The following is a 23,617-nucleotide window of genomic DNA, read 5'->3' as shown; positions in this document are numbered from 1 at the left end:
CGCCCGTGACGCAGCGCCACCGACGCCTGTGCGGGCTGGCGCTGCTGCTACTGCTGCTGATGGGCGCAGTATGGCTGCTGGACCGGCTCGATCCGCTGCCGCTGCGCCAGTTACAGCCGGCGCGGGTGGTGGTAGCGGAAGATGGCACGCCGCTGTGGCGCTTTGCCGATCGACAGGGTGTGTGGCGCTATCCAGTGACGCTGGACGAGGTGTCACCGGCTTATATTGAGGCGCTGCTGACCTACGAAGACCGCTGGTTCTGGCACCATCCCGGCATTAACCCGCTGGCGATAGTGCGCGCCGTCGGGCAAAACCTGCTGCAGCACGGCATTGTCTCCGGCGGCAGCACGCTGACCATGCAGGTGGCGCGGCTGATTGATCCGCAGCCGCGTAACCTGCGTGGCAAAGTGGTGCAGGCGTGGCGTGCGCTGCAGCTGGAGTGGCATCTGTCGAAGCGCGAGATCCTCACGCTGTATCTCAACCGCGCCCCGTTTGGCGGCACGGTTGAGGGCGTCGGCGCTGCCAGCTGGATGTGGCTGGGCAAACCGGCGTCGCAGCTTACCCGCGGCGAGGCGGCGCTGCTGGCGGTGCTGCCGCAGGCACCCAGCCGTTTGCGCCCGGACCGCTGGCCGCAGCGCGCTGAAGCTGCCCGCAATAAAGTGCTGGACCGCCTGGCGCAGTATCAGGTGTGGCCGGCGCAGACCGTCGCCGAAATCAAACAGGAGCCGGTATGGCTGCCGCCGCGTCAGCTGCCGCAGCTGGCGCCGCTGCTGGCACGCCGGCTGCTGTCGCTGTCGCCCGACAGCAAAATTACCTCCACGCTGGATGTGTCGCTGCAGCGCGAACTGGAGAACCTCGCTGCGTCGCTGCAAACCCGGCTGCCGCCGCGCACCTCGCTGGCACTGCTGGTTGTCGACCACAGCAGCATGAAGGTGCGCGGCTACGTCGGCTCGGTGTCTTTCAATGACGACAGCCGCTTTGGTCATGTGGATATGATTGCCAGCGTGCGTTCGCCGGGATCGCTGCTCAAGCCGTTTGTCTACGGCATGGCGCTGGATGATGGCCTGATTCATGGCGAATCGCTGCTGCAGGATGTGCCACGCCGCTTTGGTGACTATCGTCCCGGCAATTTCGACAGTGGCTTTCACGGCCCGGTCAGCGCCAGCGAAGCGCTGCAGCGTTCGCTCAACCTGCCGGCGGTGCAGCTGCTGGAGGCGCTTGGACCGAAAAACGTCGCCGCGCGGCTGCGCAACGTCGGCCTGAATCTGCGCTTTCCGGCGGGCGGCGAACCGAATCTGTCGCTGGTGCTGGGCGGCACCGGCGCGCGGCTGGACGACATTATCGCCGCCTACAGCGCCTTTGCCCGCCACGGTAATGCTGCGCAGCTGCGCTGGCTGCCGCAGCAGCCGCTGCTGCAGCGCCCGTTACTGTCGCCCGGCGCGGCGTGGATTGTACGCCGCATCCTCGCCGGTGAGGCACAGCCTGCCGCCAGCGGGGCGGTTGCCGATATCGTGTCGCTGGCGTGGAAAACCGGCACCAGCTACGGCTATCGCGACGCCTGGAGCGTCGGTATCACGCCGCGCTATCTGATTGGCGTCTGGGTAGGCAGGCCGGATGCCACGCCGGTTGCCGGCCAGTTCGGTTACGCATCGGCGGTGCCGGTGATGCAGCAGGTTAATCACCTGCTGGCGGGACACCTGCCGGCGCGCGGCGTGCCCGGCGATCCGCGCCCGGCGACGGTCAGCGCCGTCAGTATCTGCTGGCCCGGCGGCCAGCCATTGCCCGCCGGCGACGAGAACTGCCGGCAGCGGCGTTACAGCTGGGTGTTGAATCAGACCGTGCCGCCAACGCTGCTGGCGCCGGGTCAGGAGGGCGTCAATGGCTTACGCCAGCGCTTCTGGCAAAACAGCAAAGGGCTGCGCGTGGCGGCGGATTGTCCGGATGCGCAAAGCCGGGAACGCGTGATGTGGCCGCTGCCGCTTGAGCCGTGGCTGCCACCGGGCGAACGGCGGGCGCAGCGCCTGCCGCCAGTGGATGCGACCTGCCCGCCGCTGAATCAGGGGGACAGCGCGCCGCTGCTGGTGACCGGCGTGATCAATGGCCAGCGCGTGCAGCCGCTGCCCGGTAAGGCCGTATTGCTGCTGCCGGTGGCGGTGCAGGGCGGGCAGGGTACGCAGCGCTGGTGGTTTTTAAACGGGCAGCCAGTGGAGCTGGCGGCGGGAAAAAGCAGCGCCTCGCTGGTGCTGCGCGAGCCCGGTCGCTATCAGCTGGTGGTGATGGATGAGGCCGGGCAGCTGGCTTCGGTGTCTTTCACGTGCGGCTAAACGCAGCGCTATGGCATATTTTTTGCGTGTTTGCCCCGACAGAAATCAATTATTTTCAATAATTCCTCTCTGCACTCATAGGCAAGGCGCGCCGATCTCCCTATAATCGGCGCGTTTTCTTACCGGGAGCGGGTTCCCGGTTTCTTCAGGATGCTAATCAGAGGTAATCATGGCAATCGAACGCACTTTCTCCATCATCAAACCAAACGCCGTCGCTAAGAACGTGATTGGTGCTATCTACAACCGTTTCGAAAGCGCTGGCTTCAAAATCGTTGGTGCGAAAATGCTGCACCTGACCAAAGAGCAGGCTGAAGGCTTTTACGCGGAGCACAAAGGTCGTCCGTTCTTTGATGGTCTGGTTGAGTTCATGACTTCTGGCCCGGTTGTGGTATCTGTTCTGGAAGGCGAAAACGCTATCCAGCGTCACCGCGATCTGATGGGTGCAACTAACCCGGACAACGCGCTGGCCGGTACGCTGCGTGCTGACTACGCAGACAGCTTCACCGAAAACGCCACCCACGGTTCTGACTCTGCAGAATCTGCGGCACGCGAAATCGCTTACTTCTTCGCAGAAAACGAAGTCTGCCCACGTACCCGCTAAGTGCGCGGTAGCGGATGCGGACAGGCGTCTTTACACCTTGTAACCGGTGGCTAAGACGTTCCCCTGGCATCACGCAGCAGATGTAGTACAATTATGCGCCCTTGTTGAGCCTGGCTCAGCGAGGGCGCTGTTTTTTTTCCTATTCTTAACCAGAGCCGTAACGTGTAACAACGAGGCCAGAGAACATTATGTCCGAACAGATTGTGACGCCGTCGTCCGCTTCCCCCGTGGTTGTTTCCCCGAAAAACGAAAAAATTAACCTGCTGGATCTTAACCGTCAGCAGATGCGCGAATTCTTTGTTGAGATGGGCGAAAAACCGTTCCGTGCCGATCAGGTCATGAAGTGGATGTACCACTACTGCTGCGATGATTTCGAGCAGATGACAGACATCAATAAAGTGCTGCGTGGCAAGCTGATGCAGCGCGCTGAAATTCGTGCGCCGGAAGTGGCGGAAGAGATGCGCTCCAGCGATGGCACCATTAAGTGGGCGATTCGCGTCGGCGATCAGCTGGTAGAAACCGTGTATATCCCGGAAGCCGACCGCGCCACGCTGTGCGTCTCCTCGCAGGTAGGCTGTGCGCTGGAGTGTAAATTCTGTTCGACCGCGCAGCAGGGCTTTAACCGTAACCTGCGCGTGTCTGAAATCATCGGTCAGGTATGGCGCGCGGCAAAAATTATCGGTGCCGCTAAAGTGACCGGCCAGCGTCCGATCACCAACGTGGTCATGATGGGCATGGGCGAGCCGCTGCTTAACCTCACCAACGTGGTGCCGGCGATGGAGATCATGCTGGATGACTTCGGTTTCGGCCTCTCCAAACGTCGCGTGACGCTGTCGACCTCGGGCGTAGTGCCGGCGCTGGACAAGCTCGGCGATATGATCGACGTGGCGCTGGCGATTTCGCTGCACGCGCCGAACGACACCATCCGCGATGACATCGTGCCAATCAACAAAAAGTACAACATCGAAGCCTTCCTGGCGGCGGTGAAGCGCTACATTGGCAAATCCAACGCCAATCAGGGCCGCGTGACGATTGAGTACGTGATGCTGGATCACGTCAACGACAGCACCGAACACGCGCATGAGCTGGCGGCGCTGCTGAAAGAGACGCCGTGCAAGATCAACCTGATTCCGTGGAACCCCTTCCCGGGCGCGCCGTATGGCCGCAGCTCAAACAGCCGCATCGACCGTTTCTCCAAAGTGCTGATGGAGTACGGTTTCACCACCATCGTGCGTAAAACGCGCGGCGACGACATTGATGCCGCCTGTGGTCAGCTGGCCGGCGATGTTATCGACCGCACCAAGCGTACGCTGCGTAAAAAAATGGCCGGTGAAGCCATCTCTGTGAAGGCGCTCTGAAAGATCGCGCCCGCTGCTACGCATCGGGCGTCAGGCATGGCAGTCTCTGCGCTGAACTGACAGGGAGAGACTGAGATGCGTAAAGGATTACCCGCCGCGCTGCTGGCCGGCTTTGTTGTAACCGGGTGTGTCGAAGCACCGGCGCGGCACGGCGCGGCTGATATCCGGCTGCAGCTGGGATTGCACTATCTGGCGGTGAAGGATTATGCCGCGGCGCAGCGCAATTTGCTGCGCGCGCAGCAGGCCGCGCCGCGCGATTACCGGGTGCCGCTGGCGCTTGCGCGCGTCGCGCAGGCACAGCAGAATAACGCCCGGACGCGCCATTACTACCAGCGCGCGCAGCAGTTAGCGCCGCTGAATGGTTATGTGGCTAACAATTACGGTGCGTTTCTCTGCGGTTTGAGGCAGTATGACGAAGCGCATCAACAGTTTAAGCTGGCAACTGAAGCGCAGCACAGCGACGCCGCTCAGGATGCCCTGCTGTTTTCGGGCTATTGTTACCTGCAGGCGGGAGAGGATCGCGCCGCGCGCCAGCAGTTCGATCTCGCGCTGGATGCCGCACCGGAGCAGGGCAGTATGCTGCTGACGGAAGTGGAACGACGGCTTGAACAGCAGCAGTGGGCTTCAGTGCCGCTGCTTTTAGAAGTTTACCATCAGCATTTGCCGGCAACGGCAGAGAGTCTGGGGTTACAGATACGTTTCGCCGCGCAACAGGGAAACGCTGCTGACGTTACACGTTATGGCGACCGGTTGGCGCGAAGTTTTCCACAATCGATACAGTACCAGCGTTATTTAGCTAATGAATACTGAAGCCACTCAAGAGAATTCTGCAGTACATTCCACAGGTGAACGCCTGCGTCTGGCCCGTGAGCAGATGGGGCTGACCCAGCAAAACGTCGCTGAGCGCCTGTGCCTGAAACTTTCTACCGTGCGTGATATTGAAGAGGATAAATCCCCGGCGGATTTGGCCTCGACCTTCCTGCGCGGCTACATTCGCTCTTATGCGCGTCTGGTGCATGTACCTGAAGATGACCTGCTGCCGATGATGGCGAAGCAGGCTCCGGTGCGTGCGGCGAAAATTGAGCCGATGCAGAGCTTCTCACTGGGTAAGCGTCGTAAAAAGCGTGACGGCTGGTTGATGATCTTCACCTGGCTGGTGATTTTCGTGGTGGTCGGCCTGACCGGCGCCTGGTGGTGGCAGAACCATAAAGCCTCGCAGGCGGATCTGGTGTCGATGGCTGACCAGAACGGCAGCAACAGCGACAACAGCCAGTCGATTCCGCTGGGTGACAACAGCACGGACAGCACTACCGACAGCGACACTAACGCGGCCGGTACGCCGATTGACACCGGTGCCGGTGCGGTCAGCACGCCAGACAACGCTGGCAGTACCAGCAGTGCGCCAGCAGCGACCAGCAGCAACACGGCAACCAGCAGCGACAACGCAGTGGTGTCGCCGAGCCAGGCGCCAATTGATAACGCACCGCCAGCGGCCACCTCACCGGCGCCGGCCAACAGCGTGCCGGCAGGCTCAATGCCAACCGGTACCGCTGCCGTCAGCCAGCCCGCGGGCGATCCTAACGCCGTGGTGATGAACTTCAAAGCTGACTGCTGGCTGGAAGTCACCGATGCGACCGGTAAGAAGCTGTTCAGCGGATTGCAACGTAGCGGCGGTAAACTCAGCCTGTCCGGCACCGCTCCGTATCGTCTGAAAATTGGCGCTCCGGGTGCGGTTGACGTGCAATATCAGAATCAGCCCGTTGATTTAAGTCGTTTTATCCGTAATAACCAGGTTGCCCGTCTGACGCTGGGTGCGCAATAACGCGCAGCGCGCTTTCCGGGTAATTGTGGAGAGAGAATATGCATAACGAAGCACCCATTATCCGTCGCAAATCTACACGTATTTACGTCGGCAAGGTGCCGGTTGGCGATGGCGCGCCTATCGCCGTTCAGTCAATGACCAACACCCGTACCACGGACGTCGAAGCCACGGTGAATCAGATCCGTCAGCTGGAGCGCGTCGGCGTGGATATTGTGCGTGTGTCCGTGCCCACTATGGATGCGGCGGAAGCCTTCAAACTGATTAAGCAGCAGGTCAACGTGCCGCTGGTAGCGGACATTCACTTTGACTACCGCATCGCTCTGAAAGTGGCCGAGTACGGCGTCGATTGCCTGCGCATTAACCCGGGCAACATCGGTAACAACGAGCGTATTCGCCAGGTAGTGGATTGCGCCCGTGACCACAATATTCCGATCCGTATCGGCGTTAACGCCGGTTCGCTGGAAAAAGATCTGCAGGAAAAATACGGTGAGCCAACGCCGCAGGCGCTGCTCGAATCTGCGATGCGTCATGTTGATCACCTCGATCGCCTCAACTTTGACCAGTTCAAAGTGAGCGTCAAAGCCTCCGATGTGTTCCTGGCGGTGGAATCTTACCGTCTGCTGGCAAAAGCCATCGATCAGCCGTTGCACCTTGGCATCACCGAAGCTGGTGGCGCGCGTGCGGGAGCGGTGAAATCAGCGATCGGCCTTGGTCTGCTGCTGGCGGAAGGGATTGGCGATACGCTGCGCATTTCGCTGGCCGCTGACCCGGTTGAAGAGGTTAAAGTCGGCTACGACATCCTGAAATCACTGCGCATCCGCTCACGCGGCATCAACTTCATCGCCTGCCCGACCTGTTCGCGCCAGGAGTTTGACGTCATTGGCACGGTGAACGCGCTGGAAGAGCGGCTGGAAGACATCATCACGCCGATGGACGTCTCGATCATTGGCTGCGTGGTGAACGGTCCCGGCGAAGCCACGGTCTCGACGCTCGGCGTCACCGGCGGCAACAAGAAAAGCGGTTTCTACGAAGATGGCGTGCGCCAGCGCGATCGCCTCGACAACAACGACATGATCGATCAGCTGGAAGCGCGCATCCGTGCGAAAGCCACCATGCTGGACGAGAGCCGCCGCATTAACGTGCAGCAGCTGGAAAAATAAAGGACGGTGTGCGCCCGGCGCACGCCAGTTGTGATTGAACCTGTGCGGTTTCATCCTCATAAGGTATGATGCCGGACAGGTTTTTTTGTATTAAGAGATTCTAACGTGGCGAAGAATATTCAAGCGATTCGCGGGATGAACGATTACCTGCCGGCAGATACCGCCATCTGGCAGCGTATTGAGGGCACCCTGAAGCAGGTGCTGGCCAGCTACGGCTACAGTGAAATCCGTCTGCCAATCGTCGAGCAAACCCCACTATTCAGCCGCGCGATCGGTGAAGTCACCGACGTGGTTGAAAAAGAGATGTACACCTTTGAAGACCGCAACGGCGAAAGCCTGACGCTGCGTCCGGAAGGCACCGCAGGCTGCGTGCGCGCCGGTATCGAACATGGTCTGCTGTACAATCAGGAGCAGCGCCTGTGGTACATCGGTCCGATGTTCCGCTACGAGCGTCCGCAGAAGGGGCGCTATCGCCAGTTCCACCAGATGGGTGTCGAAGTGTTTGGCCTGCAGGGGCCGGACGTGGACGCCGAGCTGATCATGCTGACCCATCGCTGGTGGAAAGCGCTGGGTATTGCTGACCACGTTGAGCTGGAACTGAACTCCATCGGTTCACTGGATGCGCGCGCCAACTACCGCAGCGCGCTGGTGGCCTTCCTCGAACAGCATAAAGAGGTGCTGGACGAAGATTGCAAACGCCGCATGTATACCAATCCGCTGCGCGTGCTGGACAGCAAAAATCCGGATATTCAGACGCTGCTGAACGACGCGCCGACGCTGGGTGAATTCCTCGACGAGGAGTCACGTGAACACTTCAGCGGCCTGTGCGCGCTGCTCGACGATGCCGGCATCAAATACCGCATCAATCAGCGCCTGGTGCGCGGCCTCGACTACTATAACCGCACCGTGTTCGAATGGGTGACCAGCAGCCTCGGCTCGCAGGGCACCGTGTGCGGCGGCGGTCGCTATGATGGTCTGGTGGAGCAACTGGGCGGCCGCGCAACGCCGGCGGTCGGTTTTGCCATGGGGCTCGAGCGTCTGGTGCTGCTGGTGCAGGCGGTGAATCCGGAATTTGAACCGACGCGCATTGTTGATGTCTATGTTATCGCTTCGGGGCAGGGCGTGCAGTCCGCCGCGATGCAACTGGCGGAAAAACTGCGTGATGCCGACCCGGCGCTGAAGCTAATGACCAACTTCGGCGGCGGTAACTTCAAAAAGCAGTTTGCCCGTGCAGACAAGTGGGGCGCACGCATTGCGCTGGTGCTGGGCGAAGACGAAGTGAAAGCGGGCCAGGTGGTGATTAAAGACCTGCGCACCGGCGATCAGCAGACGCTGGCGCAGAGCGACGCCGCCGCGACGCTGCACACGCTGCTGCAGTAAGCGCAGCACTGCAACAGGCATTTTAAGGAGAGGGATTGCGTGGAAGTTTACAGCAACGAAAACGAACAGGTTGATGCGCTGCGTCGCTTCTTTGCCAATAATGGCAAAGCACTGGCGGTCGGGGTCATCGTCGGTATTGCTGCACTGGGTGGCTGGCGTTTCTGGAGCAGCCATCAGGAAGGAGCGGACAAAGCCGCGTCGGCGCAGTATCAGCAGCTGACCAGCGCCATGCAGGCAGACAAGCCGCAGACACTGGAAGCGGTCGCCAGCTTCGCCAGCGAGAACAACAACACCTACGGTGCGCTGGCCGCGCTGGATCTGGCTAAACAGTACGTTGCCGCCAATCAGTTAGACAAAGCCATCACGCTGTTACAGAGCGGGCTGAAAGACACCAAAGATGCCAATCTGCAGGCGGTGATCAACCTGCGCCTGGCACGCATTCAACTGCAGCAAAATCAGGCCGATGCCGCCCTTACTACCCTGAACAATGTGAAGGGTGATGGCTGGACAGCCATTGTGGCGGACATTCGTGGCGAAGCACTGCTGAGCAAAGGCGATAAGCAGGGCGCCCGCGATGCCTGGAGCAAAGGTGCGGAATCGCAGGCTTCTCCTGCGCTGAAGCAGATGCTGCAGATGAAGATGAATAACTTAAGTTAAGCCAGTCAAGAGAGCGCACATGGAATTACGTAAATACCTGCTGCCAGGGCTGATGTCAGTCACTCTGCTCAGCGGTTGCTCGCTGTTCAGCGGCGAAGAAGATGTAGTGAAAATGGCCCCGCTGCCGAAGGTTGAAAACCAGTTCACGCCGGAAACCGCGTGGAGCACCTCGGTCGGTGACGGCGTGGGTGATTTCTACTCCAATCTGCATCCCGCCTGGCAGGACGGCACCGTGTATGCCGCCGACCGTTTCGGTATCGTGAAAGCGCTCGACGCCAGCAACGGCAAAGAGAAGTGGAAAGTGAACCTCTCTGAGAAGACCGGCTTCTTCTCGAAAAACATTTCGGCACTGCTGTCTGGCGGTATTACGGCCAATGGCGATCGCCTCTACATCGGTAGCGAGCGGGGGCAGGTATTTGCCCTGAACAGCAGCGACGGCAGCATTGCCTGGCAGACCAAAGTGGCTGGCGAAGCGCTGTCGCGTCCGGTGGTCAGCGATGGTCTGGTACTGATTCACACCAGCAACGGTATGCTGCAGGGGCTCGATCAGAGCAGCGGCGCGGTGAAATGGAGCGTGAATCTGGATATGCCAGCGCTGTCGCTGCGCGGTGAATCGGCGCCTGCGGTGGCGTTCGGTGGCGCGATTGTTGGCGGTGATAACGGCCGCGTCAGCGCGGTGATCATGAACCAGGGCCAGCTGATCTGGCAGCAGCGTATCTCCCAGCCGAGCGGTGCGACCGAGATCGATCGTCTTAACGATGTCGACACCACGCCGGTGATCGTCAATGGCGTGGTCTATGCGCTGGCCTACAACGGTAACCTGACGGCGCTGGATCTGCGTTCCGGTCAGATTCTGTGGAAGCGTGAAATCGGCGGCGTCAAAGATCTGATCGTCGATGCCGGTCGCATCTATCTGGTGGATCAGGATGACCGCGTGATTGCGCTCAACGCCGATGGCGGCGTGGCGATCTGGCGTCAGAGCGATCTGCTGCACCGTAACCTGACGTCTCCGGTGCTGTTCAACGGTTACCTGGTGGTTGCCGATAGCGAAGGCTATGTGCACTGGATCAACACCCTTGACGGCCGCTTCGTGGCGCAGCAGAAACTGGACAGCGATGGCTTCCAGACCGAGCCAGTCGTGGCCGGTGACAAGCTGCTGATCCAGGCGAAAGGCGGTGAGGTTTACGCCATCACCCGTTAAGGCGATGGCCCGACGGGCAGCGTTTCGCACGCATTGATACGGCTCCTGATTCGTCAGGGGCCGTTCTGTTTTTAGTCAGGCATGATATTCTTGGCGCCTGCGGCCTGAACCTGACGGCAAATGCCGTTATAATCACGCCATTCGGGCGATTTATTTTTAAAACTGAGGCAAGTGTTATGGTACCTGTGGTCGCGCTGGTTGGGCGTCCCAATGTGGGGAAATCCACGCTGTTTAACCGCTTAACGCGCACACGTGATGCGTTAGTGGCCGATTTCCCTGGACTGACTCGCGATCGCAAATATGGTCGCGCCGAAGTGGAAGGGCGCGAATTTATTGTTATCGATACCGGCGGTATTGATGGCACCGAGGAAGGCGTGGAAAACCGCATGGCGGAGCAGTCGCTGCTGGCGATTGAAGAGGCCGATGTGGTGCTGTTTTTAGTTGATGCGCGTGCTGGCGTCATGCCGGCGGATCAGCAGATCGCCAATCATCTGCGTTCGCGCGATAAAGCGACGTTCCTCGTTGCCAACAAAACTGATGGTCTCGATCCGGATGCTGCGGTGCTGGACTTCTACGCGCTTGGCCTGGGTGAGATTCACCCGATTGCCGCGTCGCACGGTCGTGGCGTCACCAGCCTGCTGGAAACCGCGCTGCTGCCGTGGATGGATGATATCGCGCCGCGGGAAGTCAGCGAAGAGGACGAAAACGAAGCTTACTGGGCCGCGTTAGCCGCCGAAGAGAACGGTGAAGCGCTGGAGGAAGAAGAGGAAGAAGCCTTCGATCCGACCGGTCTGCCGATCAAACTGGCGATTGTCGGGCGTCCCAACGTAGGTAAGTCAACGCTCACCAACCGTATCCTCGGTGAAGATCGTGTGGTGGTGTACGACATGCCGGGCACCACACGCGACAGCATCTACATTCCAATGGAGCGTGATGACCGCGAGTACATTCTGATTGATACCGCGGGCGTGCGTAAGCGCGGCAAAATCACTGATACGGTGGAAAAATTCTCCGTCATCAAAACGCTGCAGGCGATTGAAGATGCCAACGTGGTGATGCTGGTGATTGACGCGCGCGCGGGCATTTCCGATCAGGACCTGTCGCTGCTCGGCTTTATCCTGAATAGTGGGCGCTCACTGGTGATTGTGGTCAACAAGTGGGATGGCCTGTCGCAGGAGATTAAAGATGAAGTGAAAGAGACGCTGGACTTCCGTCTCGGCTTTATCGACTTCGCGCGCGTGCACTTTATCTCGGCACTGCATGGCAGCGGCGTGGGCAACCTGTTTGAATCCGTGACCGAAGCGTACGACTGCTCGACCAAACGCGTAAATACCTCCATGCTGACGCGTATCATGAACATGGCTGCTGACGACCATCAGCCGCCGCTGGTGCGCGGCCGCCGCGTGAAACTCAAATATGCGCATGCCGGTGGTTATAACCCGCCGATTGTGGTGATTCACGGTAATCAGGTGAAGGATCTGCCGGATTCCTACAAGCGTTACCTGATGAACTACTTCCGCCGCTCGCTGAACGTGATGGGAACGCCGATTCGCATCCAGTTTAAAGAGGGTGATAACCCGTATGCGGGCAAACGCAACCTGCTGACGCCAACCCAGCAGCGTAAGCGTAAGCGTCTGATATCGCATCTGAAGAAAAACAAACGCTAAACATGATGAGGGCCCGGATGGGCCCTCTTTTTTTGACGTAACATCCGGTTTTACCACGATCCTCAGCCACGATTCCGGAGTCATCATGCTCACCCCGTGCCCTCACTGTCAGCAACTGCTCACTTACAGCGAACAGCGCTTCGACTGCCCGCACTGCCAGCGTCATTTCACCGCGCTGGCCTGCTGTCCCGACTGCCAGCAGCCGCTGCAGGTACTAAAAGCGTGCGGTGCCATAGATTATTTCTGTACCCACGGTCACGGCCTGATCTCCAGCAGACGCGTGCATTATCGCCCGGAAGACGTCATGGAATGAGGGTTTGCGATAGCGCGAAGTGGCGCTGGCTGCTCGCTTCGCGCTGCGTTTGTAGCAAAAATGCTATTGACCAGTAACTACCGCGTTATGGATGTTCACTTTTAATTGTACCGGATGGTACAATCCTGCCCGCCTTGTCGCGAATGCCAGCGGATGTTGATCCTGCGGCCTCGCTCACAAGCGCTGCATAACGGGCGTAGCTCCCGTACCAACAGATATAAAATAAAGCGTAACGGATAACTTCCTGTCCCTGCTCAGTCAGGAGGACATTGACCGGCTGCTCCCGCATTCCGGCCGCCACGCGTTATTTTTTCAGGAGAGTTTGTGTTATGGCAGAAAATTCCGCTCGTCCCGGTAAAGGGTTGAGTCTCTGGTCCGTGTTATTCGGGCTGGTCCTGCTGGCGATCGGCCTGTTCTTCGCGATCGGTGGCGGTAAACTGGTGGCCCTGGGCGGCAGCTGGTACTTCCTTATTGCCGGTATCGTCATGTTACTGTCGGCGATTCAGTTCTTTCGCCGTAAATCCTCGGCGGTTACGCTGTTCATTCTGGTCTTCGCCGGTACGCTGATTTGGGCGCTGTACGATGCTGGCTGGCAGTTCTGGCCGCTGGTGTCGCGCCTGATGGTGCCGGCCGGCCTGATGGTGCTGGCGTTTATTACCTGGCCGGCGCTGCGTAAGCGTGAAGGCAAGGCCTCGCTGGCGAAGCTTTCGTATGCGCTGTCAGCGGTGATTGCCGTTGGTATGGTGGTCACCTTTGTCCAGATGTTCCAGCCGCATCCGACCGTGGCCTTCACCGGCAAGCAACTGCCGCTGATCCCGGTAGATAAAAGCAAACCGCAGCAGGACTGGAGCAGCTACGGCCGTACGCCGCAGGGTGACCGTTTTGCCGCTATCGACCAGATTACCCGCGACAACGTGAAAGACTTGCAGGTTGCCTGGACGTTCCATACCGGCGACACGCCGATCAGCCCGACCGGTAACGGTGCAGAAGATCAGGAAACGCCACTGCAGGTGGGTAATACCCTGTATTTGTGTACGCCGCACAACAACGTGATTGCGGTGGAAGCCGACAGCGGTAAGCAGATCTGGAAGCGAGAAATCAATGCGCAGGCGCAGGTGTGGAACCGCTGCCGTGGTCTGGCGTACTTTGATGCCACCAAACCGGTACAGCAGCCAACGCAGCCGGGCTCCACGCCGGTGCCAGCGGTAACGCTGGCGGCGGGCGATAGCTGCCAGCGTCGCATCCTGATGAACACCATCGATGCACGTCTGATTGCCATCAACGCCGATAACGGTGAACTGTGTGAAAACTTCGGCAACCACGGCGTGGTCGATCTGAAGCAAGGTCTTGGCAGCGCGCCGGACCCGCAATATCAGCTGACCTCGCCGCCGCAGGTGGCGGGCACCACGGTCGTGGTGGGCGGTCGCGTTGCGGATAACGTACAGACAGACATGCCTGGCGGCGTTCTGCGTGGCTTCGACGTCATCACCGGCCAGATGCGCTGGGCGTTTGACCCGGGCAATGAAGATCCGAATGCCGTGCTGATGCCGGGTCAGGATTACACCCGCAGCACGCCAAACTCATGGGCGCCAATCTCTTACGATCCGGCGATGAACACCGTGTTCCTGCCGATGGGCAGCTCGTCGGTGGACCTGTGGGGTGCCAACCGTACCGCGCTGGATCACAAATATGGCGCGTCGGTGCTGGCGCTGGATGCGACCACCGGTAAAGAGAAGTGGGTGTATCAGACGGTCCACAATGACCTGTGGGACTTCGACCTGCCAATGCAGCCGAGCCTGGTGGACTTCCCGATGAAGGACGGCACCACCAAACCTGCGGTGGTGATCGGCGGGAAAACCGGCATGATCTGGGTGCTGGATCGCCTGACCGGCAAGCCTTTAACCAAAGTTGAAGAGCTGCCGATGCCGCAGGGCCATATCCCGAACGAGCAGTACACCAAAACTCAGCCGCACTCGGTAGAAATGCCAAACATTGGCAATCAGAAACTGACCGAGTCAGACATGTGGGGTGCGACGCCGTTTGACCAGCTGGCTTGCCGTATTGCCTTTAAAGGCATGCGTTATGACGGCCTGTTCACCGTGCCGGACACTGATGTTTCGCTCAGCTTCCCGGGCTCGCTCGGTGGCATGAACTGGGGCAGCATCTCGTTCGATCCGAACAACCAGTACATGTTCGTTAACGATATGCGTCTCGGCCTGTGGGTGCAGATGATTCCGCAGGACACCACCAAATCGGCTGCCAGCAACGGCGGTGAAGCCATCAACACCGGCATGGGTGCGGTACCGCTGAAAGGCACGCCGTACGCAGTAAACAAAAACCGCTTCATGTCGCCGCTGGGCATTCCATGCCAGGCACCGCCGTTCGGTACGCTGTCGGCCATCGACATGAAGACCCGTCAGATTGTGTGGCAGGTGCCGGTGGGTACGGTGCAGGATACCGGTCCGTTTGGTATCAAAATGCATGCGCAGATGCCGGTCGGTATGCCGACGTTGGGCGGTACGCTGGCAACGCAGGGCGGTCTGGTATTTATTGCCGGCACCCAGGATTACTACCTGCGCGCCTTCGACAGCTCAACCGGTAAAGAAGTGTGGAAAGCACGTCTGCCGGTGGGCAGCCAGGGCGGACCAATCAGCTATGTTTCGCCGAAAACCGGCAAACAGTACATCCTGATCTCTGCAGGCGGTGCGCGTCAGTCGCCGGATCGCGGTGATTACGTGATTGCTTACGCGCTGCCCGACAGCAAGTAAGCCGCAGTAAAAGAAAGGCCGACATCATGATGTCGGCCTTTTTTATTAACCTTCCGTGGCGTACTCCTTCCTGTAAGGATCCTTACTTACTTCTGCTTGGAGGGGCGACGGCTTTTTTGACCTCCTTTTCTTCCAGCTTCCCTGGCTCTCTCAGGATCGTTCCTGAAATTGCCCCCACTGACTTTGCCGCCCGCGCTACCGGCTTCCCTGGCGCGCTCCGGGTCCTCTGCAAAGTTCCCGGCACCGCCTCGTTGCTTGGTTTGTGTCATAGCAGAGACCTCATCTAAGGGTATTTTCTTTGATGTGGACTAGCTAGCCACGTTATCCAGTATAGTCAGTTAGTTACGGCGATGCTGTGGGAACTGTCTAAGTTATTCTTCGCCATCGCGCCACAGCGCCTGCAGTTCAGGAGGCGCAACGTTTTCCGGAATCAGGATCACAATCGTTCCGGCTTCGCGGTGAGTTGCGTAGCTAATCTGGATGCGGAAATAGCGCTGGTCGCCGCGCCCGATGCTGGCGGCCTGTTCCTCCGGTTCGCCGAGCGGCAGCGCCTGCTCCAGCACGTTGCACACGCGCTGCTTTTGCGGTTCCGGCAGCTGCGCCAGCGCAAATCGCCGCTCGCTGCGCAGGCCGGGGATAAATGCAATGCCGCCTTCACGCGCCAGCTCAATGATGGCGTCATCGGTCAGCTGAATATTCACCTTACACCTACCTCGTGCCACGCGGACTGGATCGCCTGTGCCACCGTATTATCAAAACGTTTTGCGGCATGCTGTACGGTAAAGCGCGCAAAGGTGCTGAAGTCGGCATCCTGCGGCAATTCCTTATCGCACAGCGTGTCGTACCATGCCTGACCGGCCCGTTCCCAGGCAAAGCCGCCCAGCGCGGTCGCCGCCAGATAGAAGGCGCGATTAGGAATGCCGGAGTTAAGATGCACGCCGCCGTTGTCTTCGCGCGTGTCGATATAGTGATCCATATCGGCAGGCTGCGGATCTTTGCCGAGCAGCGGATCGTCATAGGCGGTACCGGGCGCGGACATCGAGCGCAGGCCGCTGCCCTTAATACCCGCCGCCAGCAGCCCTTCGCCGATGATCCAGTCGGCCTGATCGGCGCTTTGCTTAAGGTGATACTGCTTCACCAGCGAGCCGAACACATCGGACATCGATTCGTTGAGCGCACCCGCCTGCTGGAAGTAAATCAGCCCGGCTTCGGTTTCGGTCACGCCGTGCGTCAGCTCGTGCGCGACCACATCAATGGCAATGGTAAAGCGATTGAAGATCTCACCGTCGCCGTCGCCAAATACCATCTGCTGGCCATTCCAGAAGGCGTTCTGGTATTCCCTGCCGTAATGCACGGTGCCATCCAGTTTCAGGCCTTTGTTGTCCAGCGAGTTGCGCTGGTAGATCTGCCAGTAAAAATCATAAGTGATGCCGAGATAGTTCCACGCTTCGTCGGCGGCGACGTCACCGTTACCGGGCTGGCCTTCCTCACGGATCAGGGTGCCAGGCAGATTTTGCGTATTACCCGCATCGTAGATAGCGCGCAAAACACTGCCGGGCTGCGCGGTGCTGGCTGCGCTGGTGGTGTGAGGATGTTCCGCCATCAGCTGTTGCACGTGGGTGAGGGTGCGCCGCGCGTAATCCTGCTGTGCGCCGGAACAGTTATCGATGATGTTTCGCAGAATATACGGAGGAATAACGCTGTAAGGCATGTCGGACTCCCTGACTGATGGGTATGTCAGAAAGTATAGACCCGCTTATCAATCGCGCGCCGCTGCGTCTGCAGCCCGCGCGATTTACGGGGGGTTATCAACCATTTATGCGGCTGAAAAGATTATCACGCCTTACGGCTGCGCGTCTTCTGTGGTTGTAACGCCGTCACCTGACTCTCCACCCAGCCATCATCCAGCCGGGTACGCAGCAGATCGCCGGTATGCAGCTGACGGGTCTTTTTCACCACCTGGCCCTGAGCATCGGTGGTGACGCTAAAGCCGCGCGCCAGCGTCGCCAGCGGACTTACGCCTTCCAGCTGTGCTGCCAGCGTACCAAAACGCTGCCGGCTGTGATTGAGCTGTTTTTCCATGCCCTGCTGCAGCCGGTAGTGCCACTGCTGTAACTGTTGCTGAGCGCGCAGAATACGTCCCTGCGGCTGCTGGGATTGCAGGCGCTGCAGCAGGCGATCCTGCTGGCGATGCGCCAGGCGCAGCCGCTGGTCGGCCGCTTCCTGCAGACGACGCTGCAGCTGAATCAGCGTGGTTTGCTGCCGTGCCAGGCGCAGCTGCGGATGCTGCTGTTGCAGACGATGCTGCAGCCGGGTGAAGCGGCGCTGCTGCTGCGCCACGTAATAATCCATCGCCATCTCCATGCGCTGCTGCTGAGACTGCAAACGGCGCAGCAGCTCGATCTGGTTGCGGCTCACCAGTTCGGCAGCGGCAGAAGGCGTCGGCGCGCGCAGATCGGCAACAAAGTCGGCGATGGTGACATCGGTTTCATGCCCAACGGCGCTGACGATCGGCAGGCGGCTGGCAAAGATGGCCCGCGCCACGCGCTCGTCGTTAAAACTCCACAGATCTTCCAGTGAACCGCCGCCGCGCCCGACGATCAGCACGTCGCACTCGTCACGCTGGTTGGCCAGCTCGATGGCGCGCACGATGGCGGCGGGCGCATCAACGCCTTGCACTGCGGTTGGATAGATCACCACCGGCAGCGAGGGATCACGGCGATGCAGCACGCGCAGCACGTCGTGTAATGCCGCGCCGGTGGCGGAGGTGATCACGCCCACCTGGCGCGCCGGCTCCGGCAGCGGTTGTTTAAACTGCTGGTCGAACAGCCCCTCCGCCGCCAGCCGGGCTTTCAGCTGCTCAAACTGTTGCTGCAGCAGCCCTTCACCGGCCGGATGCATGCTTTCGATAATCAGCTGATAGTCGCCGCGCGGCTCATACAGCGTGATGCTGGCGCGCACCAGCACCTGCTGACCGTGCTGCGGGCGAAAGCTGACGCGTCGATTGCTGTTGCGGAACATGGCACAGCGCACCTGCGCGCCATCGTCCTTCAGAGTGAAGTACCAGTGACCGGAAGCGGGCTGAGTGAAATTGGAAATTTCAGCGCTGAGCCACACCAGGCCCATCTCATTTTCCAGCAGTTGGCGCACCGTGGTGTTCAGGCGGCTGACAGTAAAAATATTGGCGGTTGGCGGTAGCGACATGTGATGAGGATCAAATTTCAAATCAGAGGGTTAATTAACCGATACTACATGCCTGCCCCGGAGGATCAAGACTTTTTCCGAAAAAACACTGGAGGCAACCGATTTCGGCCTGTATAATGCCGCGGCAATATTTTATCTGTTTTAAACGCCCCAGGTGGAGATATTGCAATGTTAAGAATCGCGAAAGAAGCCCTCACATTTGACGACGTCCTGCTCGTTCCCGCTCACTCCACTGTTTTACCCAACACGGCCGATCTCAGCACCCAGCTGACCAAAAACATCCGTCTCAACATTCCTATGCTGTCTGCAGCGATGGACACCGTGACCGAAGCCGGTCTGGCGATTGCGCTGGCGCAGGAAGGCGGTCTGGGCTTTATCCACAAAAACATGTCGATTGAGCGCCAGGCGGATGAAGTTCGCAAGGTGAAAAAACACGAAAGCGGCGTCGTAACGGAGCCACAGACCGTGCTGCCAACCACCACGCTGGCCGAGGTGAAAGAGCTGACCGAACGTAACGGCTTCGCCGGTTATCCGGTGGTCAACGCCGACAACGAGCTGGTGGGCATCATTACCGGTCGTGACGTGCGCTTCGTGACCGATATGACGCTGCCGGTGACCGCGGTCATGACGCCGAAAGAGCGCCTGGTGACGGTGAAAGAGGGTGAAGCGCGTGAAGTCGTGCTGCAGAAAATGCACGAAAAACGCGTCGAGAAAGCGCTGGTTGTTGACGACAGCTTTCACCTGCTGGGCATGATTACCGTTAAAGATTTCCAGAAAGCCGAGCGTAAACCTAACGCCTGTAAAGATGCGCAGGGTCGTCTGCGCGTCGGTGCCGCAGTGGGTGCCGGTGCCGGCAACGAAGAGCGCGTTGATGCGCTGGTCGCTGCGGGCGTTGACGTGCTGCTGATCGACTCCTCGCACGGCCACTCCGAAGGCGTGCTGCAGCGTATCCGTGAAACCCGCGCAAAATATCCGGACCTCGAAATCATCGGCGGCAACGTGGCGACCGGTGCAGGCGCACTGGCGCTGGCTAACGCGGGCGTGAGCGCGGTGAAAGTGGGCATTGGCCCGGGCTCCATCTGTACTACCCGTATCGTTACCGGCGTTGGCGTACCGCAGATCACGGCAGTATCCGACGCGGTTGAAGCGCTGGAAGGCACCGGTATTCCGGTCATCGCTGACGGCGGTATCCGTTTCTCTGGCGACATCGCCAAAGCCATCGCCGCGGGGGCGTCGGCGGTAATGGTTGGCTCCATGCTGGCCGGTACCGAAGAATCGCCGGGCGAAATCGAGCTCTACCAGGGCCGTGCGTTCAAATCCTACCGCGGGATGGGTTCACTGGGCGCGATGTCCAAAGGCTCGTCTGACCGCTACTTCCAGAGCGATAACGCCGCCGACAAACTGGTGCCGGAAGGTATCGAAGGGCGCGTTGCCTATAAAGGCCGCCTGAAAGAGATCGTGCACCAGCAGATGGGCGGCCTGCGCTCCTGCATGGGCCTGACCGGTTGCCCGACCATCGACGATCTGCGCACCAAAGCCGAGTTCGTGCGCATCAGCGGCGCCGGGATCAACGAAAGCCACGTGCACGATGTGACCATCACCAAAGAGTCACCGAACTACCGCATGGGTTCATAATCCCGTAAGATTTCCCGCCCGGCTCCAGCCGGGCGCTTTTATTATTAAGTCCATCCCAATGGAAACGCCTCAATGACGACTGAAAATATTCATAAACATCGTATTTTGATCCTCGATTTTGGTTCTCAGTATACGCAGCTGGTCGCGCGCCGCGTGCGTGAGCTGGGCGTCTACTGCGAACTCTGGGCGTGGGATGTCACCGAAGAGCAAATCCGCCAGTTCAACCCGAACGGCATCATCCTCTCCGGTGGCCCGGAAAGCACCACCGAGCACAACAGCCCGCGCGCGCCGGAATATGTGTTCAACGCTGGTGTGCCGGTGCTGGGCGTGTGTTACGGCATGCAGACCATGGCGATGCAGCTGGGCGGTAAGGTTGAAGGCTCGAACGAGCGTGAATTTGGTTATGCGCAGGTTGAAGTGACAACCCCGAGCGCGCTGGTGCGTGATATCGAAGATGCCATCAGCGCGGCGGGTAAACCGCTACTCGACGTGTGGATGAGCCACGGTGACAAAGTCACGGCGATCCCGGCAGACTTCGTGACGGTTGCCAGCACCGAAAGCTGCCCGTTTGCCATCATGGCCAACGAAGAGAAGCGTTTCTACGGCGTGCAGTTCCACCCGGAAGTGACGCACACCCGTCAGGGCCTGCGCATGCTGGAGCGTTTTGTGCGCGACATCTGCGGCTGTGAAGCGCTGTGGACGCCAGCCAAAATCATCGAAGATGCGGTAGAGCGCATCCGTGAGCAGGTGGGTGAAGACCGTGTGATTCTCGGCCTGTCCGGCGGCGTGGACTCGTCCGTGACCGCGATGCTGCTGCACCGCGCGATTGGCGAGCGCCTGACCTGTGTGTTCGTTGATAACGGGCTGCTGCGTCTGAATGAAGCTGAGCAGGTGATGGACATGTTCGGCGACCATTTTGGTCTGAACATCGTGCACGTTGCGGCAGAAGGGCGCTTCCTCGACGCGCTGGCGGGCGAGAACGATCCGGAAGCCAAACGTAAGATCATCGGCCGCGTGTTCGTGGAAGTGTTCGACGAAGAAGCACTGAAGCTGACCGACGTGAAATGGCTGGCGCAGGGCACCATCTATCCGGACGTGATTGAGTCGGCGGCTTCAGCTACCGGTAAAGCGCACGTGATCAAATCGCACCACAACGTGGGCGGTCTGCCGAAAGAGATGAAGATGGGCCTGGTTGAGCCGCTGAAAGAGCTGTTCAAAGATGAAGTGCGTAAAATCGGTCTGGAACTCGGCCTGCCTTACGACATGCTGTACCGCCATCCATTCCCGGGCCCGGGTCTGGGCGTGCGCGTACTGGGTGAAGTGAAGAAAGAGTACTGCGACCTGCTGCGCCGTGCTGATGCCATCTTTATCGAAGAGCTGCGTAAAGCCGATCTGTACAACAAAGTCAGCCAGGCCTTTACCGTGTTCCTGCCGGTGCGCTCCGTCGGCGTAATGGGCGATGGCCGTAAATACGACTGGGTGGTTTCCCTGCGTGCTGTCGAAACCATCGACTTCATGACGGCCCACTGGGCGCACCTGCCTTACGACTTCCTCGGCCGCGTCTCCAACCGCATCATCAACGAAGTGAACGGCATTTCACGCGTGGTTTATGACATTTCAGGTAAACCGCCTGCGACGATTGAGTGGGAATGATTTAGCTTCTGGCAACAGCCTGCACGTAAAAGCAGTAAAGCACCTCTAAGCCCGCGTAACTGCGGGCTTTTTTGTTTTTTGTCTGGCACTTTCTGGCAGCTGTTAACAACGGGAAGCACGGTTTTTTTCAATGGAATTTTTGATGGTACTCTCTGGTTTTGAATTCAGGTTTGAAAAAGTACCATGTGACAAATTTCGGTTGAGTTATGGTATTTGTTTTTTATAACTCGATTAAAACAGATAGTTAAATAAATTTTCTGAATTTTTTACAACATGGTATTTTTTGATAAAGGAAAACAATAAACCATGTTGACTGACACCAGGCTGCGTCACCTTAAGCCGAAGGAGAAACTCTATAAAGTTAATGACCGTGATGGTCTGTATGTTGCGGTCACTCCGGCTGGAACGATCTCATTTCGTTATAACTATTCAATAAACGGAAGACAGGAGACCGTTACTTTTGGCCGCTATGGTGTGGGAGGGATCACGCTTGTAGAAGCGCGTGAACGGCTCAATGAAGCTAAAAAAATGGTTGCCGGTGGAAGATCGCCAGCGAGGGAAAAAGCTAGAGATAAAGCGCGTATCAAAGATGCTGAGACTTTTGGTGCATGGGCTGAGAAATGGTTACGCGGCTATCAAATGGCTGAATCGACGCGTGATATGCGGCGTTCGGTTTATCAAAGGGAGTTGAAGTCAAAATTTGCGCAGCAGAAATTGACCGAGATTACACATGAAGATTTACGCGCATTAACTGATAACATTGTCGAGAGAGGGGCACCGGCGACAGCTGTGCACGCCAGAGAGATTGTATTGCAAGTCTATCGCTGGGCTATTGAGCGCGGTCAGAAGGTTGAGAATCCCGCTGATCTGGTACGGCCTGCAAGCATAGCGAAATTTGAGCCTCGTGACAGGGCATTGACGCCAATTGAAATTGGTTTGATGTATCGGTACATGGAACGGGTAGGAACGACGCCATCAATCAGAGCAGCGGTTAAACTTTGGCTGTTAACGATGGTACGTAAAAGTGAGCTTACTAACGCAACCTGGAATGAGATTAATTTTAGTGAGGCATTATGGACGATACCAAAGGAGAGGATGAAACGACGTAATCCACATTTGGTTTTTCTTTCCAGACAGGCAATGGATATTATGATTGCTCTCAAAACCCTTGCCGGTGCCTCTGATTTTATCCTTCCTTCGCGGTACGATTCCGATGCGCCAATGAGTAGCGCTACTTTAAACCGGGTTTTGACACTGACGTATCGCCAGGCACAGAAAGAAGGTCAGTCATTGCCAAAGTTCGGTCCTCATGACTTACGGCGTACAGCCAGCACCCTACTACATGAGGCTGGGTACAATACTGACTGGATTGAGAAGTGCCTTGCCCATGAACAAAAGGGGGTACGAGCTGTTTATAACAAGGCCGAGTACCGCGAGCAGAGATCAGAGATGCTGCAAGATTGGGCAAATATGATTGATGAATGGGCGAGAAAGTAGTTAATAATCATATTATTAGCTAGATACCATCCTCGCTCTGCATCAAAAGAAATTTTAGCTGCTAAAATTTATGGATTATTTCATATTCATTGATATGACGATTATGTCGTCATAAAGTGTATGAATTAAGAAAGATATGAATGTTATATATATGAAAATCCAAGCTAAGTTAGCTCGCTTTCTAAAGCATGTTTCTTCACGATTATTTTAGAAAATAATTATAATGTGAGGCGATAACCTGCCCCACTTTATTTTGACAAAGCTAAAGCTTATCAAAGATGGAGCCAGAGGATGGCGTGAATATCTTATGATAAAGTCTCGTTGCGTAATCATCTGTAGTGCCTGCAAGATAATCACAAATAACTCTTAAGTTACAC

Annotated in this window: 20 protein-coding genes; 15 read left to right on the top strand and 5 right to left on the bottom strand. The window is 58.1% G+C overall.

Annotation, left to right across the window (positions count from 1 at the left end; genetic code table 11):
* The first annotated feature begins 5 nt into the window (after positions 1-5).
* From pbpC to CBW22_RS23555, 12 genes are all read left to right on the top strand, one after another.
* Positions 6-2,324, top strand: coding sequence for a peptidoglycan glycosyltransferase PbpC (gene pbpC, locus CBW22_RS23610; RefSeq protein ID WP_303396009.1), 2,319 nt, complete (start codon positions 6-8; stop codon positions 2,322-2,324).
* A gap of 169 nt (positions 2,325-2,493) precedes the next feature.
* Positions 2,494-2,925, top strand: coding sequence for a nucleoside-diphosphate kinase (gene ndk / locus CBW22_RS23605; RefSeq protein WP_021506555.1), 432 nt, complete (start codon positions 2,494-2,496; stop codon positions 2,923-2,925).
* Between the two features lie 188 nt (positions 2,926-3,113).
* On the top strand, positions 3,114-4,283 hold the full coding sequence (locus CBW22_RS23600; RefSeq protein WP_021506556.1) for a bifunctional tRNA (adenosine(37)-C2)-methyltransferase TrmG/ribosomal RNA large subunit methyltransferase RlmN: 1,170 nt from the start codon (positions 3,114-3,116) through the stop codon (positions 4,281-4,283).
* Positions 4,284-4,358: 75 nt separating this feature from the next.
* Positions 4,359-5,093: a type IV pilus biogenesis/stability protein PilW gene (pilW, locus tag CBW22_RS23595; RefSeq protein WP_058770850.1), complete on the top strand. Its 735-nt coding sequence runs from the start codon at positions 4,359-4,361 to the stop codon at positions 5,091-5,093.
* Positions 5,083-6,105 (top strand): cytoskeleton protein RodZ, encoded by a 1,023-nt coding sequence (rodZ, locus tag CBW22_RS23590; protein ID WP_088518032.1) that lies wholly within the window; start codon positions 5,083-5,085, stop codon positions 6,103-6,105. Before pilW ends, rodZ begins: the two co-directional genes overlap by 11 nt.
* A gap of 38 nt (positions 6,106-6,143) precedes the next feature.
* Entirely contained in the window at positions 6,144-7,265 is a 1,122-nt protein-coding gene (gene ispG, locus CBW22_RS23585; RefSeq protein WP_021506559.1) for a flavodoxin-dependent (E)-4-hydroxy-3-methylbut-2-enyl-diphosphate synthase, read from the top strand.
* 105 nt (positions 7,266-7,370) lie between these two features.
* Positions 7,371-8,645 carry a histidine--tRNA ligase gene (gene hisS / locus CBW22_RS23580; RefSeq protein ID WP_031279395.1) on the top strand — a complete coding sequence of 425 codons (1,275 nt, stop codon included), beginning with the start codon at positions 7,371-7,373 and terminating at the stop codon, positions 8,643-8,645.
* A 39-nt stretch (positions 8,646-8,684) separates the two neighbouring features.
* Positions 8,685-9,302 (top strand): YfgM family protein, encoded by a 618-nt coding sequence (locus CBW22_RS23575; RefSeq protein ID WP_021506561.1) that lies wholly within the window; start codon positions 8,685-8,687, stop codon positions 9,300-9,302.
* Positions 9,303-9,321: 19 nt separating this feature from the next.
* On the top strand, positions 9,322-10,503 hold the full coding sequence (gene bamB / locus CBW22_RS23570; protein ID WP_058758300.1) for an outer membrane protein assembly factor BamB: 1,182 nt from the start codon (positions 9,322-9,324) through the stop codon (positions 10,501-10,503).
* A 176-nt stretch (positions 10,504-10,679) separates the two neighbouring features.
* Entirely contained in the window at positions 10,680-12,170 is a 1,491-nt protein-coding gene (gene der / locus CBW22_RS23565; RefSeq protein ID WP_021506563.1) for a ribosome biogenesis GTPase Der, read from the top strand.
* An 85-nt stretch (positions 12,171-12,255) separates the two neighbouring features.
* On the top strand, positions 12,256-12,483 hold the full coding sequence (locus tag CBW22_RS23560; protein WP_088518031.1) for a zinc ribbon domain-containing protein: 228 nt from the start codon (positions 12,256-12,258) through the stop codon (positions 12,481-12,483).
* A gap of 329 nt (positions 12,484-12,812) precedes the next feature.
* The gene (locus CBW22_RS23555) at positions 12,813-15,251 is read left to right on the top strand and encodes a glucose/quinate/shikimate family membrane-bound PQQ-dependent dehydrogenase (protein ID WP_021506565.1); all 2,439 of its coding nucleotides are present in this window, start codon (positions 12,813-12,815) and stop codon (positions 15,249-15,251) included.
* 86 nt (positions 15,252-15,337) lie between these two features.
* Here the strand turns inward: CBW22_RS23555 and CBW22_RS23550 are convergent, their stop codons facing one another.
* The 4 genes from CBW22_RS23550 to xseA all read right to left on the bottom strand — a co-directional run bounded on the left by CBW22_RS23550 (position 15,338) and on the right by xseA (position 18,455).
* Entirely contained in the window at positions 15,338-15,520 is a 183-nt protein-coding gene (locus CBW22_RS23550) for a general stress protein (RefSeq protein ID WP_071813581.1), read from the bottom strand.
* Positions 15,521-15,622: 102 nt separating this feature from the next.
* Positions 15,623-15,952 (bottom strand): protealysin inhibitor emfourin, encoded by a 330-nt coding sequence (locus CBW22_RS23545; RefSeq protein WP_021314501.1) that lies wholly within the window; start codon positions 15,950-15,952, stop codon positions 15,623-15,625.
* Entirely contained in the window at positions 15,949-16,962 is a 1,014-nt protein-coding gene (locus CBW22_RS23540; RefSeq protein ID WP_088518030.1) for a M4 family metallopeptidase, read from the bottom strand. The genes CBW22_RS23545 and CBW22_RS23540 overlap by 4 nt, the downstream gene beginning before the upstream one ends.
* A gap of 125 nt (positions 16,963-17,087) precedes the next feature.
* The gene (gene xseA, locus CBW22_RS23535; RefSeq protein ID WP_058770878.1) at positions 17,088-18,455 is read right to left on the bottom strand and encodes an exodeoxyribonuclease VII large subunit; all 1,368 of its coding nucleotides are present in this window, start codon (positions 18,453-18,455) and stop codon (positions 17,088-17,090) included.
* Positions 18,456-18,623: 168 nt separating this feature from the next.
* Here xseA and guaB point away from each other — a divergent pair, with 168 nt between their 5' ends.
* The 3 genes from guaB to CBW22_RS23520 all read left to right on the top strand — a co-directional run bounded on the left by guaB (position 18,624) and on the right by CBW22_RS23520 (position 23,240).
* Positions 18,624-20,090: an IMP dehydrogenase gene (gene guaB / locus CBW22_RS23530; protein ID WP_021506568.1), complete on the top strand. Its 1,467-nt coding sequence runs from the start codon at positions 18,624-18,626 to the stop codon at positions 20,088-20,090.
* A 72-nt stretch (positions 20,091-20,162) separates the two neighbouring features.
* Positions 20,163-21,743, top strand: a complete 1,581-nt coding sequence (guaA, locus tag CBW22_RS23525; protein WP_021506569.1) for a glutamine-hydrolyzing GMP synthase — start codon at positions 20,163-20,165, stop codon at positions 21,741-21,743.
* Between the two features lie 306 nt (positions 21,744-22,049).
* Positions 22,050-23,240: a tyrosine-type recombinase/integrase gene (locus tag CBW22_RS23520; protein ID WP_088518029.1), complete on the top strand. Its 1,191-nt coding sequence runs from the start codon at positions 22,050-22,052 to the stop codon at positions 23,238-23,240.
* A gap of 262 nt (positions 23,241-23,502) precedes the next feature.
* Here CBW22_RS23520 and CBW22_RS23515 read toward each other — a convergent pair.
* Positions 23,503-23,617 (bottom strand): hypothetical protein (locus CBW22_RS23515; RefSeq protein WP_141097362.1); only part of this gene is annotated, 115 nt, incomplete at its 5' end.

This window comes from Pantoea sp. VS1 (assembly GCF_002207995.1).
Taxonomy (GTDB): Bacteria; Pseudomonadota; Gammaproteobacteria; order Enterobacterales; family Enterobacteriaceae; genus Pantoea; species Pantoea dispersa.
This window is presented reverse-complemented; position numbering and strand designations above follow the sequence as displayed.